Below are 13397 nucleotides of genomic sequence, written 5' to 3' on the forward strand. Positions count from 1 at the left end.
GCCGATACTGCGCTCGGGTGATTTCAGTCCACATTGTCTTGTCATTCGTCATGCTTCGCAACATCGATCGAATCACAAGGCACTGAAATCACGCAATTCTTTTCGGGTCAGGCTCTAAGAGGCGGTTTCCAGGCCCCTTATCCGATGCCCCCCTCTGGAAACCGTCTGATCTGCTGTCGGTTTCCTGTGCCTTTGGCACAGAGAGGCGGGCATGGGACCGACAGTTGCGGAAGTGGTGGCGAGGATCATCGACCGGATCGAGGAACGGCCTCCCGGCCCCGGGCGTCCGCCGATGCCCACTGTGGAGATCATCGAGACGCTTCGCTTCTTCCTGCGTGAGGGCGTCCAGTGGCGCGAGCTTCGGGCGGCGGACGGGCGCGCCTCAGGCTCAACCCTCCGCCGCCGCCTGGACGAGTGGCACACGACGGCGTTGCTCCGCCGTGTCCATGCCGTCCTCGTTCGTATGGCGCGCTCCGGTCCTGAGGCCGCCGCTTGGGACGTCGTGGTCGACAGCTGCTCAGTACGGGCTAAGCACGGTGGCGAGTTGACTGGCCCGAACCCCACCGACCGCGGCAAACCCGGCACCAAGTATCACGTGGTCGTCTCGACTGACGGCCTGCCGCTGGCGGTCATGCCGTCTGCCGCCAATGTGCATGACACCATGCTCTTCCCCGACTTGCTGCGCTTGGCCCAGGTCGTCTGCGCCGCCATCGGCAGGCTCTACGCCGACGCAGGCTACGACAGTGCCGATAACCGTTGGCTCTGTTTACGTGACGGGGTTCAACCGCACATCCGCAAGATCGGCGAGCCCCACGGCTCAGGGCTCGGCAAGGTCCGATGCGTTGTTGAGCACGGCTGCGCTTGGCTGCTCGCAAACAAACGCCTGGATCGGAGACAGGATAGGCTGAGGCGGATCATCCTCGCCCTGCTGACAGCGGCAGCAATCTTCATCATCGCAAACCGGCTCAGTCCCTTCTGAAACCTGTCCCTAGGGACGAATCTCTCGGGCCTGGACGTCCGCCGATGTCTATCGTTGAGATCATCGACTGAAATTCTCACGTATTCGACATGGCCTTCATGCCCTTTGCCTCGATTAAGGTCACCAACAACATCCTCGTCAAAGTCGATCGCCTACCCCATCGCCCGAATGAGGTCACACGATTGTATTTCTATCCGGTCGCAAATATCAGAAAGTAGTGCCGACCGCATGAGATAATGCGCTGTCGATTGTGCCAATTACGTACAATGACGGGCATTTTGTCTCATAAGAGTTTGCCCTAATCCGCACCCATTTAACGTGTTTGATACGCTTCCTCCAGAAGACTGTTATATCAGTTATGCCGCACGGCAAGAGGTCGATCATGCTTGATTGGTTTGTCAATCAGAAGGTACTCGTCAAGGTTCTCACCCCAGTTTTGCTTCTTTCGCTGATCATGGGGGGCACTGCGGCGCTGACGTTAAGTAGACTGAAGAGCCTTGAAAAAACCACAGACGAGGCACTGACCGTCGAGGCTTTCCGGTCAGTGACGATTCTCGATCTTGCTCGCCACCTTAACGCCGCTACCATTGCTGAAAAAAACGCCATCCTTGTAGATCGCGTTGATGAGGTGCGCCAGTTCGCTGATGTATTCGGTAAAGAGATGGCCCTAATAGAGCAGAACATCTCCGAACTCAGCCGTACAGCGAACAACGACACCCGCCGTGAGACCAACAAAGAAATCAAATTGTTGGTGGAAGCTTATCGTCAACTGTCCTCCAAGGCGCTTGACTTCGCTCTCAAGGGGATGAGCAAGGACGCACTCGAACTAAGTGCGGGTGACGGTGCGAAGGCGCGGCGTGCCACCTTGGAGTTTGTTGAGGTCCGCGTGGAGCGCAATCGCCAGAACATGGAAAAAGCTGCGGCCACCAGCCATAACCTCGCTGAGAACACCCGCATGTTGGTGACGGCGATGTCGGTTGGCGGCATCATCGTCGGTCTAGCGCTTTCGCTGGCGATTATCGTCTTTATGATCGTCCGTCCATTAAGGCAAGTGACCGACGCGATGCACCGCGTATCACAGGGAGATTTGGAGGTTGTGGTCGTCGGCACGGAGCGCCGCGACGAGGTCGGTCTCCTGGCTCGCACGCTGAACATCTTCAAGACCAATGCTCAGGAGGTGCGCCGTCTGACCGCGGAGCAGGAGGAACAGAAAGCCAGAGCTGAAGCGGAACGCAAGGCAGAAATGCACGCCCTTGCCGATCGGTTTGAGTCCAGCGTCAGCGCGATTGTCCAGCATGTTGCATCGTCGGCAACCCAGATGCAGGGCGCGGCGGGAGCGTTGTCTACCAATGCCACCCAAGCGTCAGCACAGGCAACTGCAGTAGCGGCGGCGTCGGAACAATCGAGCGCCAATGTGCAGACCGTCGCCTCTGCAACCGAGGAGTTGGCGGCTTCTATCTTGGAGATCGGGCGTCAAGTGTCTACCCAAACGGTCATATCTGCTACCGCTGTGCAAGAGGCTGACCGCACCAATGCCAGTATGCAGACGCTGACCGACACAGCTAATCAGATCGGCGCCGTGGTTGACCTTATCAACTCAATCGCTGGTCAGACCAACCTGTTGGCCTTGAATGCCACTATTGAGGCGGCGCGCGCAGGCGAGGCCGGAAAGGGCTTCGCCGTGGTGGCGAGTGAGGTCAAGGCATTGGCAAGCCAAACTGCCCGTGCGACTGAAGAGATCCAATCGAAGGTCAATGAGATCCAGATGGCCACAACGGGAGCAAAAGATGCAGTTGCTGGTATCGCTGACATCATCGGGCAGATGAGTGAAATCTCATCGGCCATCGCTGCGGCAATTGAGGAGCAGAACGCCGCCACAGCCGAGATCTCCAGCAACGTTGCTCAGGCGGCTCGGGGCAGTGAGCAGGTGTCGACGAACATCATCGGCGTGACCCAGACCGCCACCGAAACCGGCTCTGCCGCTGGCCAGGTGCTGAGCACGGCCAGCAGCCTTGCGAAGGAGGCCGACCGGCTGAAGACGGAGGTGGGAACCTTCATCGCGACCGTTCGCGCAGCCTGACGAACGGCTTTCGGATCGGGAAGAGCTTGGTGCCATGCACTTACGGCCGCCAGCAGCAGGCTGTCAGTGGAGACCACGAGGTGGTACTTGGCGCCCAGCTTGCCGTAGTCGGTTGGGTTCAGGCTGGTCAATTCGCCACCGTACTCGGCCAGCATCGAATAGAGGCCCTCCATGTCGTCCCACACGGTGGCGTAAAGGCCATCGCGCGTGATGCAGACAAGGACCGCCTGGCCCCAGAGGACCAACCCAGCCCTGTGCTATTCGCCCGAGCGACCCGAGGTCGACCCGTGGCCGGTCGGTGATCCTGCCGCCAGTTCCATAACAGTCGGGGCGATGCGCGCCTCTCTGTCCCTGGAACAAAAGAAACCGACGTCACATCAGCGGGTATCTGGCATGGAATCACCGAATGTGATTTCTGAAAACCATCTCTAAGCCCTGAGCGCCTCGGAAGAGAGTGTCAGGATGATGATGAGAACCTGCCCCGAAGGCTTCGCCAATGTGGACGGCACGGCCGGTCAGCCGATGCTTGACAATACCGATGGGAAGTCATGGCTGCAATATCGGGAAAGGGAGGAATTTACGGATTGGGGCTCCCAGGGGTTCTGGCACTTCAAAGGTCCATGCTCAAGCACCCTGCGGCCCTTTGCTGGTCTTCTGATGGCTATCTCCGGCCTTGCCAGTTGGGGGAACCAGACCGGTTCGCTCGGCTCGATCCAGCAGTGCCTTCACCGATGAGGCAGACCACGTCGTGCCGCCACGCGGCGTCCGGATGCGCATGTCCTCCAGGCGAGCGGCGATGGTCCGCAGGCTGAGCTCGGGATCGGCCCCTTTGATGCCGGCGATGACCAACAGGATGTCATCTTTGGGCGGCTTGCGCGGCGCCGGCTCGATCAGGGCCGGCTCGACCAAGCCTTCTGCGACGAGGCGGCGCACTGCCCGCGACAGACGGTCAGCCGTCCAAGGCTGATCGGGCGAGCCCAGCCGTCCGAGGGACTTGGCCACCTTCGCCCAGGAATGTGCCGGGCGCAGCGCCCGCACCTTGGGCAGCCACGCTTCCATGCTGGCCAACAGGCCCGCCATATAGTGCCTGTCTCGGATGGCGGAGAGCCGGGCAATCGCCTCCGGATCGCGTCGCTTGAGCGCCGGGTTCCCGCCCACCCGGCCGCGGGCCTTGGCTGCCCGCAGCCCAGCCTTCGTCCGCTCACGGATCAAGGCGCGTTCCAGCTCGGCAGCGGCACCGAGCACCTGGAGGGCGAACTTCCCCTGTGGCGTCGAGGTGTCAATCGGATCGCGCAACGACTTGAAGTGGGCACCGATGGTCTCCAATCCCTCGATCACTTCCAGCAGGTGGGAAAGCGAACGGGCCAGTCGGTCGATGCGGGCCACCACCAGAATATCGCCACGTTGCATACGGGCAACGGCCTTGGCCAGTTCCGGCCGCGACCGGCTGGCGCCCGATGCCTTCTCCTCAAAGATCACCCCGCAGCCGGCGGCCTTCAGCTCGTCGAGCTGGCTGAAGGTCGCCTGATCCTCGGTGGACACACGGGCATAGCCGATCAGGGCCATTGTCGCCGCTGGGTTAATCAGGCGAAAATTGGGTAAGGCGCTGCAACGGGTTTAGCTCCGGGTAGGCGAACCAATCAGAAGAAAATCAGACCTATCCTGGTTAGAATTGCAGAGTTGATCAGGTGAAAAGTGTCGGGCCAATCAAAGTCGTCTCGCGACCTTATGGCCGTACCCGACGAGGTTTGGCAGATCGCGCGGGATCGGGAGCGGGTCATCCGCCCGCTCGTTTTGCAGCCGCTGGCCTATGGCGCGCGGGGTGAACAACTTGCCGCTGCCGCGGAAGCGCTCAACGTGTCACAGCCGTATCTCTACCGGCTCATGCGCGCCTACCAAGACGATCCGCGCACCCAATCCCTTCTGGGGAAACGCCCTGGTCGCAAGGTCGGCGTGCGCCGTCTCGATGCCCGGGTCGAGACGATCATCGACGAGGAAATTCAAACCAGCTACCTGAGGCTTCTGAAGCCGAAAAAGTCCAAGCTCATGAAGGGCATCCACGCCCGCTGCGCGGCGGAGGGGCTGCCAAAGCCGGCGCGCGAGACGGTCGATCTACGGCTCGCAGCCATCAGCAAGCGTGAGCAGGCCAAACGGCGCCACGGAGCAAAGCGGGCACGCGAGGAGTTCGACCCGATCCGGGGCTCCCTGGACGCGGACCGCCCGTTGCAGATCGTCCAGATCGACCACACTCCGGCCGACGTCATGGGCATCGAGCCGGACACCCTGGAGGTGATCGGGCGTCCCTTTATCACGCTGGCGATCGATATCCGCACCCGCGTGTACTGCGGATTCTACCTCACCTTCGACCCGCCCTCGGCGGCCAGTGTGGCCGCCTGCGTCGCGCACGCCGTGATGGACAAGTCTTCCTGGCTGCTGGCCCGCGGGCTCCCGCCCCGGTGGCCGGTCGCCGGCCTGTGCGAACTCATCCATGTCGACAACGGCAAGGAGTTCCACGCGAAGGCGTTCACGCGGGCCTGTGAGGACTACGGGATCGAGGTCCGCTATCGGCCGCCGGGCACGCCGCACATGGGCGGTCACGTCGAGCGGCGCATCGGGCATCTGTCCCAGGAGATTCACCTCTTGGACGGGACCACCTTTTCCAACATCAAAGAGCGCGGCGTCTACGACCCGGCGGGCAACGCGTGCCTGACCCTGGCCGAGATCGAGTGGATGGTGGCGACCATCATCCTGGAACACCACGCCACTTTCCACGAGGGCATCGGCACGGCGCCGCTGGCGAAGTGGGAGGCCGAGACGGCCGGTCAGGCGCTTCGGATGCCGGCGGACCTCCGCGCCTTCCACCGTGACTTCCTGCCGTTTGAAGAGCGCACCGTGCAACAGGACGGTATCCATCTGTTCGGCGTTCGCTACTGGCACGACGCGCTGACACCCTTCCTGCACGACAAGGCCAGGGTCACGGTCCATTACGATCCAGCGAACCTGTCGGCCGTCTTCGTGCGCGGACAAGCCGGCGGCTTCCTCGACGTGCCGGTACGTGTCAACGCGAATGAGACAGCCGGGTTAGGAGTTCAAGCTCGGTCAGCCTGCGTGATCAGCGGCGTCAGCGAGCTGGTCGCCGCGTCCGTCTGCTTGCAGGATGCCGGCGGGCTCAGGTCGCGCAAGGCCCTTCCGTCCCGCCCCTCAGGGCGGGTCCCTCGAGAAGGGCCTTGCCCGCCCTCTCGCGCGCCGGCGTGGGGAAAGGCAGGCCGGGACGGCGGGATGGCCGCTCTCCAGCCGAACAACGGGATGACAGGGATGGGCATCAGCTCACCTTCCGGTCGGCCGGCGGGTTGATCCACACGGCGACGGGCGGGGCCGGGGCTTCGGGCGGCTTGTTTACAAAGCGCTCCGGGTGGCGGCGGTGCCCTTCATCCAGAACCGCCTGACGCGCGGCGCGGATCGCGACGGTGTCGCCGTAGTGCACCTGATGCGGCGTCATCAGCGCCAGCCCGGAATGCCGGTGCTCGGTGTTGTACCAGGTGAAGAAGGCGCGGCAGAACGCCCGAGCGTCCTGGATCGAACCGAAGCGGTCCGGGAAGCTGTGGTGGTACTTCAAAGTCCTGAACTGCGCCTCGGAGAACGGGTTGTCGTTGGACTGCTGCGGCCGGCTGTGGCTGCGCGTCACGCCGAGGTCGGCAAGCAGCTCGATCACCGCCTTGGCCTTCATGGCGGCGCCCCGATCGGCGTGCAACGTCAGCCGGTCGCGGGCGATGCCCTGCTTGCGCACCGTCTGGCGGATCAGCCGCTCGGCCAGCGCCGCGCTTTCCCGGTAGGCCACCGTCCACCCGACCACGGCGCGGCTGTAGATGTCGAGGATGACGTACAGGCACAGCCAGGTGCCCTTGACCGGGCCCTTCAGCTTGGTGATGTCCCAGCTCCACACTTGGTTGGGACCGGTGGCCAGCAACTCCGGCTTGCTGTAGGCCGGGTGGCGGCGCTGCTGCCGGCGCTCGCGCACCTCGTCGTTGGTGGTGAGCAGGCGGTACATGGTGCGCACCGAACACAGGTACTGCCCCTCGTCGAGCAGCGTGACGTAGACCTGCGCCGGGGCGGCATCCCCGAAGCGCTCACCATGCAACAGTTCAAGGACGCGGTGGCGTTCGCCGCCGCTCAGAGCGCGGGGCGGCGGTGGCCGACGGGTGGGCGGGCGCGGCGGCCCGACCCGGCGCTGCCGGTCGCGATGCCGATAGAAGCTGGCGCGCGGCACGCCCAGGGCGCGGCAGGCGGTGGAGACGTCCACCGCCGGCGCCGCGTGCTCGATGGCGGCCATCACCTGCGCTCGCCGCGGTCCGTCGAGCCGAGTGAGGTCTCCAGCAATTGAGCCACTTTTTTTTTGAAGCTCGATGACGGCCTCGGCGCGGGAGAGTTGGTCGCGCAACCGTGCGTTATCCCGCTCCAGGCGCTCGAGATCGCTCTTGTGCGGATTGGCCGGCGGGGCCTTCGGGCCCGGCTTGGCTGGGGCGAGGCCGCGCAACTGTCCAGCCTCGCGCTGGCGGCGCCAACGGGTGACATTGGAGGAATACAGCCCTTCACGGCGCAGAATGGCGCCGATCTCATTGGGGCGAGCGCGGTCGATCTCCTCCAGAACGCGCAGCTTCTCGGCGGTGCTGAACGTGCGCCGTTGCGGGCGCTCGCTCACCTCCGGATCGGGAGCGGACTGGGCGGTGGAAACGTGGGGCAGTGTCGGTGTGCTCATCGGGTCCTCAACAGCGCCCTCTACCGATCATTTCAGCAGGCGGCTGTCTCACTCGACGTTGGCACAGAGGGTGCCCTACCGCAACCTGCGGCGCCCGGCGATCTCGAAATGGGAGTTGAAGGCGGCCAAGCGCGCGGTGCGCCGGCAGGGTCGGGCCGGCGTGGACGAGGACATGATCTTCGCGATGGTGCTGGCGCGCCGCAAGGCACTGGAAGAAGCGCGCGGCCGGAGCCGCAAGGCGCGGCTGGAACTGGCACGCAGCGGTCGGCGCGCGACCGTAGAGCCGGTGCCGCCCCTGAACGCGCCTCCGGCGATCGAGGGCGAGTACGCCGAGGTGACGGACGATGACGACACGCCGCTGAACCTGCCCTATTACGACACGGAGGAGTGGGATGGCTGATCCGTACGACCACCTTGGGCCATCGGCGCGTGAGGTCATCGACCGGCCGGCGGCGGAACGCATCGCGCGGATGCGCTCCCGCGGGTTCACGGACTACCCGCACTGCCGGTACGTGCTCGACCTGATGGCCGAGCGGATCGAACGGCCGAAGGGATCGCTCAAGCCCAACCTTCTGATCTGGGGCGAGTCCGGTCAGGGCAAGAGCACCATCTTCCGCAAGCATTTGCGGGATCATCCGGCCGTGTTCGACCGGCCAGCCGGCGTGCGACGCACACCGGTGGTCGGCATCGAGATGCCGCCGATGTGCGATGTCAAATGGTTCTACACGCTGCTGCTGCGGGCGATCGACGCCCCGCCGGAAACCGGGCGCTCGCAAATCCCGCTTATGGCGGAACGGATCGTCGATCTGTACCGCATAATAGGCGTGCGGCAGATCGCCATCGACGAGGCCCACAACATGCTGATGGGGACGGTCCGCCAGCAGCGGATCATGTTGGCCGTCATTCGGAACCTGACCAACATCTTGGAGGTCCCGTTGGTTCTGTTCGGCATCCAGGACGCCCGCGAGGCGCTGATGCACGACCGCCAGTTGGCCCGCCGGTTTCATTTTATCGAGTTGCCCGCTTGGGGCATGGGGGAGGAGTTCAGCGCGCTCGTCGGCAGTGTGCTGCGCTCGCTGCCCTTGCGCCGCCCGTCGTTGCTCACCGCGCGGGCGCTGAAGATGCTGGCATCGCACAGCCAAGGGGTGACCGCCAACGTGTTTGAGACGCTGATCGAGCTTGGCGTGTGCGCCATTCAGTCGGAAGAGGAGCGGATCACGGCGAAGGACATCATCGAGCACCTCCAACTTCCTGCCGTCGCATGATCCCTATCGGGTCAGGCTCCGTCGGGACAGCGCGGCCCTGGCCCGTCGTGCCGCCACCCCGATCGGACGAGAGCCTGTCGAGTTGGCTGGAGCGGATCGGCGGGGCGTACGGATTGACCGGCTTGGATCTGCTCGCGCCGGACTGGAAGGACGCGTGGGTTGCCGGTACTGGCATCGATGGGGACCCGCCGGAGCCTCTGATTCGCTGGCTGGCTCGAAAGACAGGACTGGGGCCGCGCCGGATCCGCGCGATGACGCTGTCGGGCTACGTGCCGTTCCTGCTGGATGGGCTCACGCCACCGGCGGCGTCCTTGACGTCCTATGTCGCGCGGTTCCGGTTGGTCTCGCGCCAAGACGAACCGATCGTCGGTGTTGAGACGGTGCCGTGGTTGGATGCGCGGTGGGGGATGATGTGGGGCTGCAGCGCGTGCCTGGCGGCGGATGCCGTGCCCTACCGCCGACGGCATTGGCGTGTGCCGTGGATGCTGACGTGCCCGCTGCATGGAGGCTTTCTGGAAGAGGTGCTGGTGACGCCGGGGCGGTCGTGGACCGCCTTCGCGGCGCCGTTCGGTCGCGCGTCGCCGGAGCGTGAGCTGGTGCGGTTGGACCGCGCCACGCACCAGGCGGTCACCCGTGGGGTCGTGGATGGGCCGCAGGGCCACATCCGTGGAGGAGCGTGGGTTCGCCTGCTCCGGACCGTCCTTGAGGAGCTGGTTCGTCTGGCGCCGGAGGACTCCCCCCGTGGCCGTGGGCTGGCTGAACTGTGGGACGATCTGGGTGTCGCACCGCCGCCCGCGCTTCGGCCGTCCCCGTACGAAGCCCTGCCACCGCAGCAGAAGCTGAAGCGGATGCGGGCAGCGGCCCTTGCGCTGGAGCGGGCGCGATCGCTGCTCACGGACTGGATGGAGGGCAACGGGCTGGCGCTGCTCGATCCGGAGGGGAGCGCGCTGCGGCGGTGGGGCAGGCCCTGCGGTGGCCGAGCGGAGCGGCCTGCCGCAGGGGATCACCCACCCGCTGCCCGGTGATGATCACGTCCCTTCGGTCGTCGGGGGGCGGTGCCGGAAGAGCTTTTCGGTGACGTTGTTGCGCCAGCGGTCGCGCGAGCGCAGGTAGCGCCGGGCCACCTCGGTGGACTTGTGGCGGGTCTGGCGCATGATGTCGTGCAGCTGCGCCTCCTGCTCGGCCGCCGCGGTTGCGAGCCCGGCGCGGAGCGAGTGGCCGGAGAAGCGCGCCGGCTCGGGCAGGCCGGCCCTGGCGGCGCTGTCCTTCACCAGCCGCGCCACCGCCTTGTCGGACAGCGGCGTGCCGGTGACGCGGCCGTTCTTCAGCACGCCGCAGAACAACGGGTCCTCGGGGCGCAGCGCGCCGCGCACCGCCAGCCAGGCGTCGAGGGTGCGCAGCACGCAGAGATCCGGATCGACCGCCGCCCAGATGGCGACGCCGTCGCCGCGGCCATGCTGGTCGGTCTTGGAGCGGCGCACCGTCACTTCGACGCCGCGATCGGGGATGCGGACGATGTCGCTGACGCGCAACGCCACCAACTCGCTGCGCCGAAGGGCTGCGCCATAGCCGATCAGCAGCATGGCGCGGTTGCGGATCCCCAGCGGCCCGTCCGGCTGCGCGGCGAGCAGGCGCGGCAGGGTGTCGAGCAGGATGGGAGCGGCTTGACGCACCGTGCGGTCGGCCTGGCCGCGGGCAAGGCCGTCGAGCACCAGGGCGATGCGCGGGTGCTTGAGGTCGACCGGCACGCCGGCGAGGCGGTGCGCGGTGGCGATGGCGGCAAGGTGGACGCGCAGCGTCGGCACGGTGAGGCGCTCGGCGGCCTTGACCAGGTAGAGGCCGATGATCTCGGCGTCGCCGATCAGCGGGGCGAAGCCGAGGCGCTCGCACCAGGCGGTGTACTGGGTCCAGGCGGAGCGGTAGGCGCGCAGCGTGCCTGCGCCCCGCGCTCGCGTCGCCCAGGCGGCGGCCTGCCCGGCCAGTTCGCGGATTTCGGCGGCGCGCGCCGGGTCGGCGGGGACGACGAGGCGGCCGAACAGCCCGGTCTCGACGGCGACGCCGGCGTCCGGATCCGGCCAGGCGGCGCCCTCCCCGTCCAGGCGGACGTCGGTCATGGGATCGTCGGACATCGGGGCTCCGGGGCGGCATCGAGGGTGGTTCGCGCGGAGGATGCAGGATAGATGGACTACACGCAAGGGTTCCGTCCGAAAAGGGCTCTTGTCGGACGGAATTAAAGACCACTCAGATCAAGTGGTCAAAGCACGGCGGCGGCGGGCGAGGGTCGAGGAGAATGAGCGCTGCGGCGTCCGGCAGCGGCCCCGACGTCAGTCACAGGAAAGCCGCGCTGACCGACAAGACGGACACCAGATTTTCGCCAGAACAACCCGCCGATTTTCGCCTGATTGGCTCGACACATCAGCATCGGGGATGGTGCTGGAAGTTCTGGAATCCAGATTTTCTCCTGATTAGCCCAGCAGCGACAGCAGGGCAAGGTACCCCGGCAGGCGAACTGCCCCAGCATACGCTATTTTCAGGACAATCGCTTATCTATAACCGGACGGTTGAAACTCAGCGGAAAAAGTTTGGCTGCCACGGCTGCCCTACTCCTCTCCGCAGGCAGCGAGACAAGACGCCAAACCAGACCGTCGTCCGGTAAGCGCCGGCCAAGATGGCTGGACGCGCAGCACCTTGCTGGGCACGTCTCGAACGCTTGGGCGAAACTATTGCTTTTCAAAGAGTTGAGGCGAATGCGGAGGGGCTTCGCTCAGCTTTTTGCATGAACCGCTTACATTTTGCATGAATCGGTTTGCAAAACCGAGGCACCGGAGGCCCTCAACCCCTCAGGATCCGGCTTTTTGCATCAACTGCCTTACAACGACAACCAGCGACCATAGCCGCCCTCCCCTGCTGGCGATAGCGGAAATTATCACCAACATGTGATCTCAGCCATCCGCAGTAGTGGACTGGTCAGCGTTTTTTCGATATCAAAATCCTATAACCATCTGATATAGAACAATACATGCGTCTTCGTTCTTTGGACCCGTTCCCCCTTCTCGCCCCCCTGGAGCGCGCCGCCGCGGCCGTCGGCCGGCTGGCCCAGGCAGCCGCCGGCACCCCGGTGTTGGCCGCGTGGATGCACCGGTCGCGGGTCGAGGCCGTGGCCGAGATTTCAGAGACCCAGGGTCGCCGGGTCGATCCCAACCGTCTGCGCACCTTGCTGGCGCAGGTGCCGACCCGGGCTCAGCGCGATTGGGGCGCCACCATGCTTGCCCTCGATATGATGCGGCAGATGCTCACCGAACCTGGCACGACTGCTCTCGCCCCGACCGGCACGGATGACGCGCTTGCCCAGATGGACGAGGCCCATGCCGCAGTCGGGTCGGCGGCGCTGATCGCTTGCGGCATTGGCTTCCTTGCCCACCTAGAAGCTGGCGGCGACCGCAGCGGCGCCTGCCTTGCAGTTTCCCGCTTCCTCGCTGCTCAGGGACTGACGCCGCTGCCGCTTCCCTGCTTGAACGGGGTGGAAGCAATACGCCGCGCCGAGCCCCGCGGGGTCTGGCTAGTTGCCTTCCTAGACGGCATGGCTCGGCAGGCGGAGGAGGGAGAGGATCGTCTCGGCGCCTTGCACCACCGCTGGCGCAGCTGGCGCCGGCGTGTCGGCGACCGGCGCAGCGACGCCCGCATCCGCCGCGCCGTCGACGCCATGGCGGCGGAAGGAGTGATGAGCCCGGCCCGGCTGGCAGCGCGGCTGCGCTGCGCTACCAGCGCGGCGACCGACCTACTGGAGGACCTGCAGCGGCTGGAGATCGCCGTGGAGATCACCCGCCGGCGCAGCCATCGGGTGTTCGTGTCCGAGGATCTGGCACCGATGCTGGGCGAGGTGGCGCCGCGTTCAGAAGCGGCGGTCAGAGATGTTGCTGCGTCCCCGCTCCTTCCCCCGCCCGCGGTGGCTACCGAACCCGATCGCTGGGTGGAGCCGGCCGAAGGAGTGGACGACGCACTCGCTCACTTAGAGCGGATCCTCAAAAGACAGGACCCACTGCTGGCTCGTTATGGTAGCGCCAACGGCAGACTTCTATCGTGTGGCTAGATCCCATCTGATCCCGGCTCACATCAGAGGAGTCAGTTAACCACGGCCTTCAAATCCGACTACATGTACAGATGAAGTCGAAATAGACAACGCACCTCGGCAAACCACAACCCACGCTTGTCAGCACAACTCCATGATCGCTCAACATGCCGATGCCACCTAGAAGTCACATCGCAGATTGGCTCCAACTGATTGACGCTTTTTATTAAAATATCGTCTAAACTATC

The 13397-nt window shown here is 64.9% G+C and carries 10 protein-coding genes; 7 read left to right on the forward strand and 3 right to left on the reverse strand.

Annotated features, from left to right (window positions below; all coding sequences use genetic code 11):
• Positions 1 to 211: 211 nt before the first annotated feature.
• Both TSO5_RS19760 and TSO5_RS19765 read left to right on the forward strand, forming a co-directional pair.
• Positions 212 to 979, forward strand: coding sequence for an IS5 family transposase (locus tag TSO5_RS19760; protein WP_109153154.1), 768 nt, complete (start codon positions 212 to 214; stop codon positions 977 to 979).
• 382 nt (positions 980 to 1361) lie between these two features.
• Positions 1362 to 3059 carry a methyl-accepting chemotaxis protein gene (locus tag TSO5_RS19765; RefSeq protein WP_109153179.1) on the forward strand — a complete coding sequence of 566 codons (1698 nt, stop codon included), beginning with the start codon at positions 1362 to 1364 and terminating at the stop codon, positions 3057 to 3059.
• Between the two features lie 624 nt (positions 3060 to 3683).
• On the opposite strand, the gene TSO5_RS19770 is transcribed toward TSO5_RS19765, so the two are convergent.
• A complete protein-coding gene (locus TSO5_RS19770) occupies positions 3684 to 4625 on the reverse strand; it encodes a recombinase family protein (RefSeq protein ID WP_109153155.1) in 942 nt (313 codons plus the stop codon).
• A gap of 162 nt (positions 4626 to 4787) precedes the next feature.
• Between TSO5_RS19770 and TSO5_RS19775 the strand changes: the two genes are divergently transcribed.
• The gene (locus TSO5_RS19775) at positions 4788 to 6413 is read left to right on the forward strand and encodes a Mu transposase C-terminal domain-containing protein (RefSeq protein ID WP_109153156.1); all 1626 of its coding nucleotides are present in this window, start codon (positions 4788 to 4790) and stop codon (positions 6411 to 6413) included.
• Here TSO5_RS19775 and TSO5_RS19780 read toward each other — a convergent pair.
• Positions 6382 to 7815 carry an IS3 family transposase gene (locus tag TSO5_RS19780; protein ID WP_109153157.1) on the reverse strand — a complete coding sequence of 478 codons (1434 nt, stop codon included), beginning with the start codon at positions 7813 to 7815 and terminating at the stop codon, positions 6382 to 6384. The genes TSO5_RS19775 and TSO5_RS19780 overlap by 32 nt on opposite strands.
• Before the next feature lie 70 nt (positions 7816 to 7885).
• On the opposite strand from TSO5_RS19780, the gene TSO5_RS19785 reads away from it, so the two are divergent.
• From TSO5_RS19785 to TSO5_RS19795, 3 genes are read left to right on the forward strand one after another with little or no spacing between them, the layout of a single operon-like run.
• Positions 7886 to 8215 (forward strand): hypothetical protein, encoded by a 330-nt coding sequence (locus TSO5_RS19785; protein ID WP_109153158.1) that lies wholly within the window; start codon positions 7886 to 7888, stop codon positions 8213 to 8215.
• Positions 8208 to 9080, forward strand: coding sequence for a TniB family NTP-binding protein (locus TSO5_RS19790; RefSeq protein WP_109153159.1), 873 nt, complete (start codon positions 8208 to 8210; stop codon positions 9078 to 9080). The genes TSO5_RS19785 and TSO5_RS19790 overlap by 8 nt, the downstream gene beginning before the upstream one ends.
• On the forward strand, positions 9077 to 10105 hold the full coding sequence (locus TSO5_RS19795; RefSeq protein WP_109153160.1) for a TniQ family protein: 1029 nt from the start codon (positions 9077 to 9079) through the stop codon (positions 10103 to 10105). The genes TSO5_RS19790 and TSO5_RS19795 overlap by 4 nt, the downstream gene beginning before the upstream one ends.
• Positions 10106 to 10108: 3 nt before the next feature.
• Here the strand turns inward: TSO5_RS19795 and TSO5_RS19800 are convergent, their stop codons facing one another.
• Positions 10109 to 11209: a tyrosine-type recombinase/integrase gene (locus TSO5_RS19800; protein ID WP_109153161.1), complete on the reverse strand. Its 1101-nt coding sequence runs from the start codon at positions 11207 to 11209 to the stop codon at positions 10109 to 10111.
• Positions 11210 to 12099: 890 nt separating this feature from the next.
• On the opposite strand from TSO5_RS19800, the gene TSO5_RS19805 reads away from it, so the two are divergent.
• Entirely contained in the window at positions 12100 to 13170 is a 1071-nt protein-coding gene (locus TSO5_RS19805; protein WP_109153162.1) for a hypothetical protein, read from the forward strand.
• Positions 13171 to 13397 lie beyond the last annotated feature (227 nt).

Origin of the sequence: Azospirillum sp. TSO5, from assembly GCF_003116065.1 — a bacterium.
Lineage (GTDB): Bacteria > Pseudomonadota > Alphaproteobacteria > Azospirillales > Azospirillaceae > Azospirillum.

Excerpts from the sequence above, each read along its gene's own strand:
- TSO5_RS19760 (WP_109153154.1), top strand. The coding sequence starts at position 212 with ATGGGACCGACAGTTGCGGAAGTGGTGGCGAGGATCATCGACCGGATC.
- TSO5_RS19765 (WP_109153179.1), top strand. The coding sequence starts at position 1,362 with ATGCTTGATTGGTTTGTCAATCAGAAGGTACTCGTCAAGGTTCTCACC.
- TSO5_RS19770 (WP_109153155.1), bottom strand. The coding sequence starts at position 4,625 with ATGGCCCTGATCGGCTATGCCCGTGTGTCCACCGAGGATCAGGCGACC.
- TSO5_RS19775 (WP_109153156.1), top strand. The coding sequence starts at position 4,788 with ATGGCCGTACCCGACGAGGTTTGGCAGATCGCGCGGGATCGGGAGCGG.
- TSO5_RS19780 (WP_109153157.1), bottom strand. The coding sequence starts at position 7,815 with ATGAGCACACCGACACTGCCCCACGTTTCCACCGCCCAGTCCGCTCCC.
- TSO5_RS19790 (WP_109153159.1), top strand. The coding sequence starts at position 8,208 with ATGGCTGATCCGTACGACCACCTTGGGCCATCGGCGCGTGAGGTCATC.
- TSO5_RS19795 (WP_109153160.1), top strand. The coding sequence starts at position 9,077 with ATGATCCCTATCGGGTCAGGCTCCGTCGGGACAGCGCGGCCCTGGCCC.
- TSO5_RS19800 (WP_109153161.1), bottom strand. The coding sequence starts at position 11,209 with ATGTCCGACGATCCCATGACCGACGTCCGCCTGGACGGGGAGGGCGCC.
- TSO5_RS19805 (WP_109153162.1), top strand. The coding sequence starts at position 12,100 with ATGCGTCTTCGTTCTTTGGACCCGTTCCCCCTTCTCGCCCCCCTGGAG.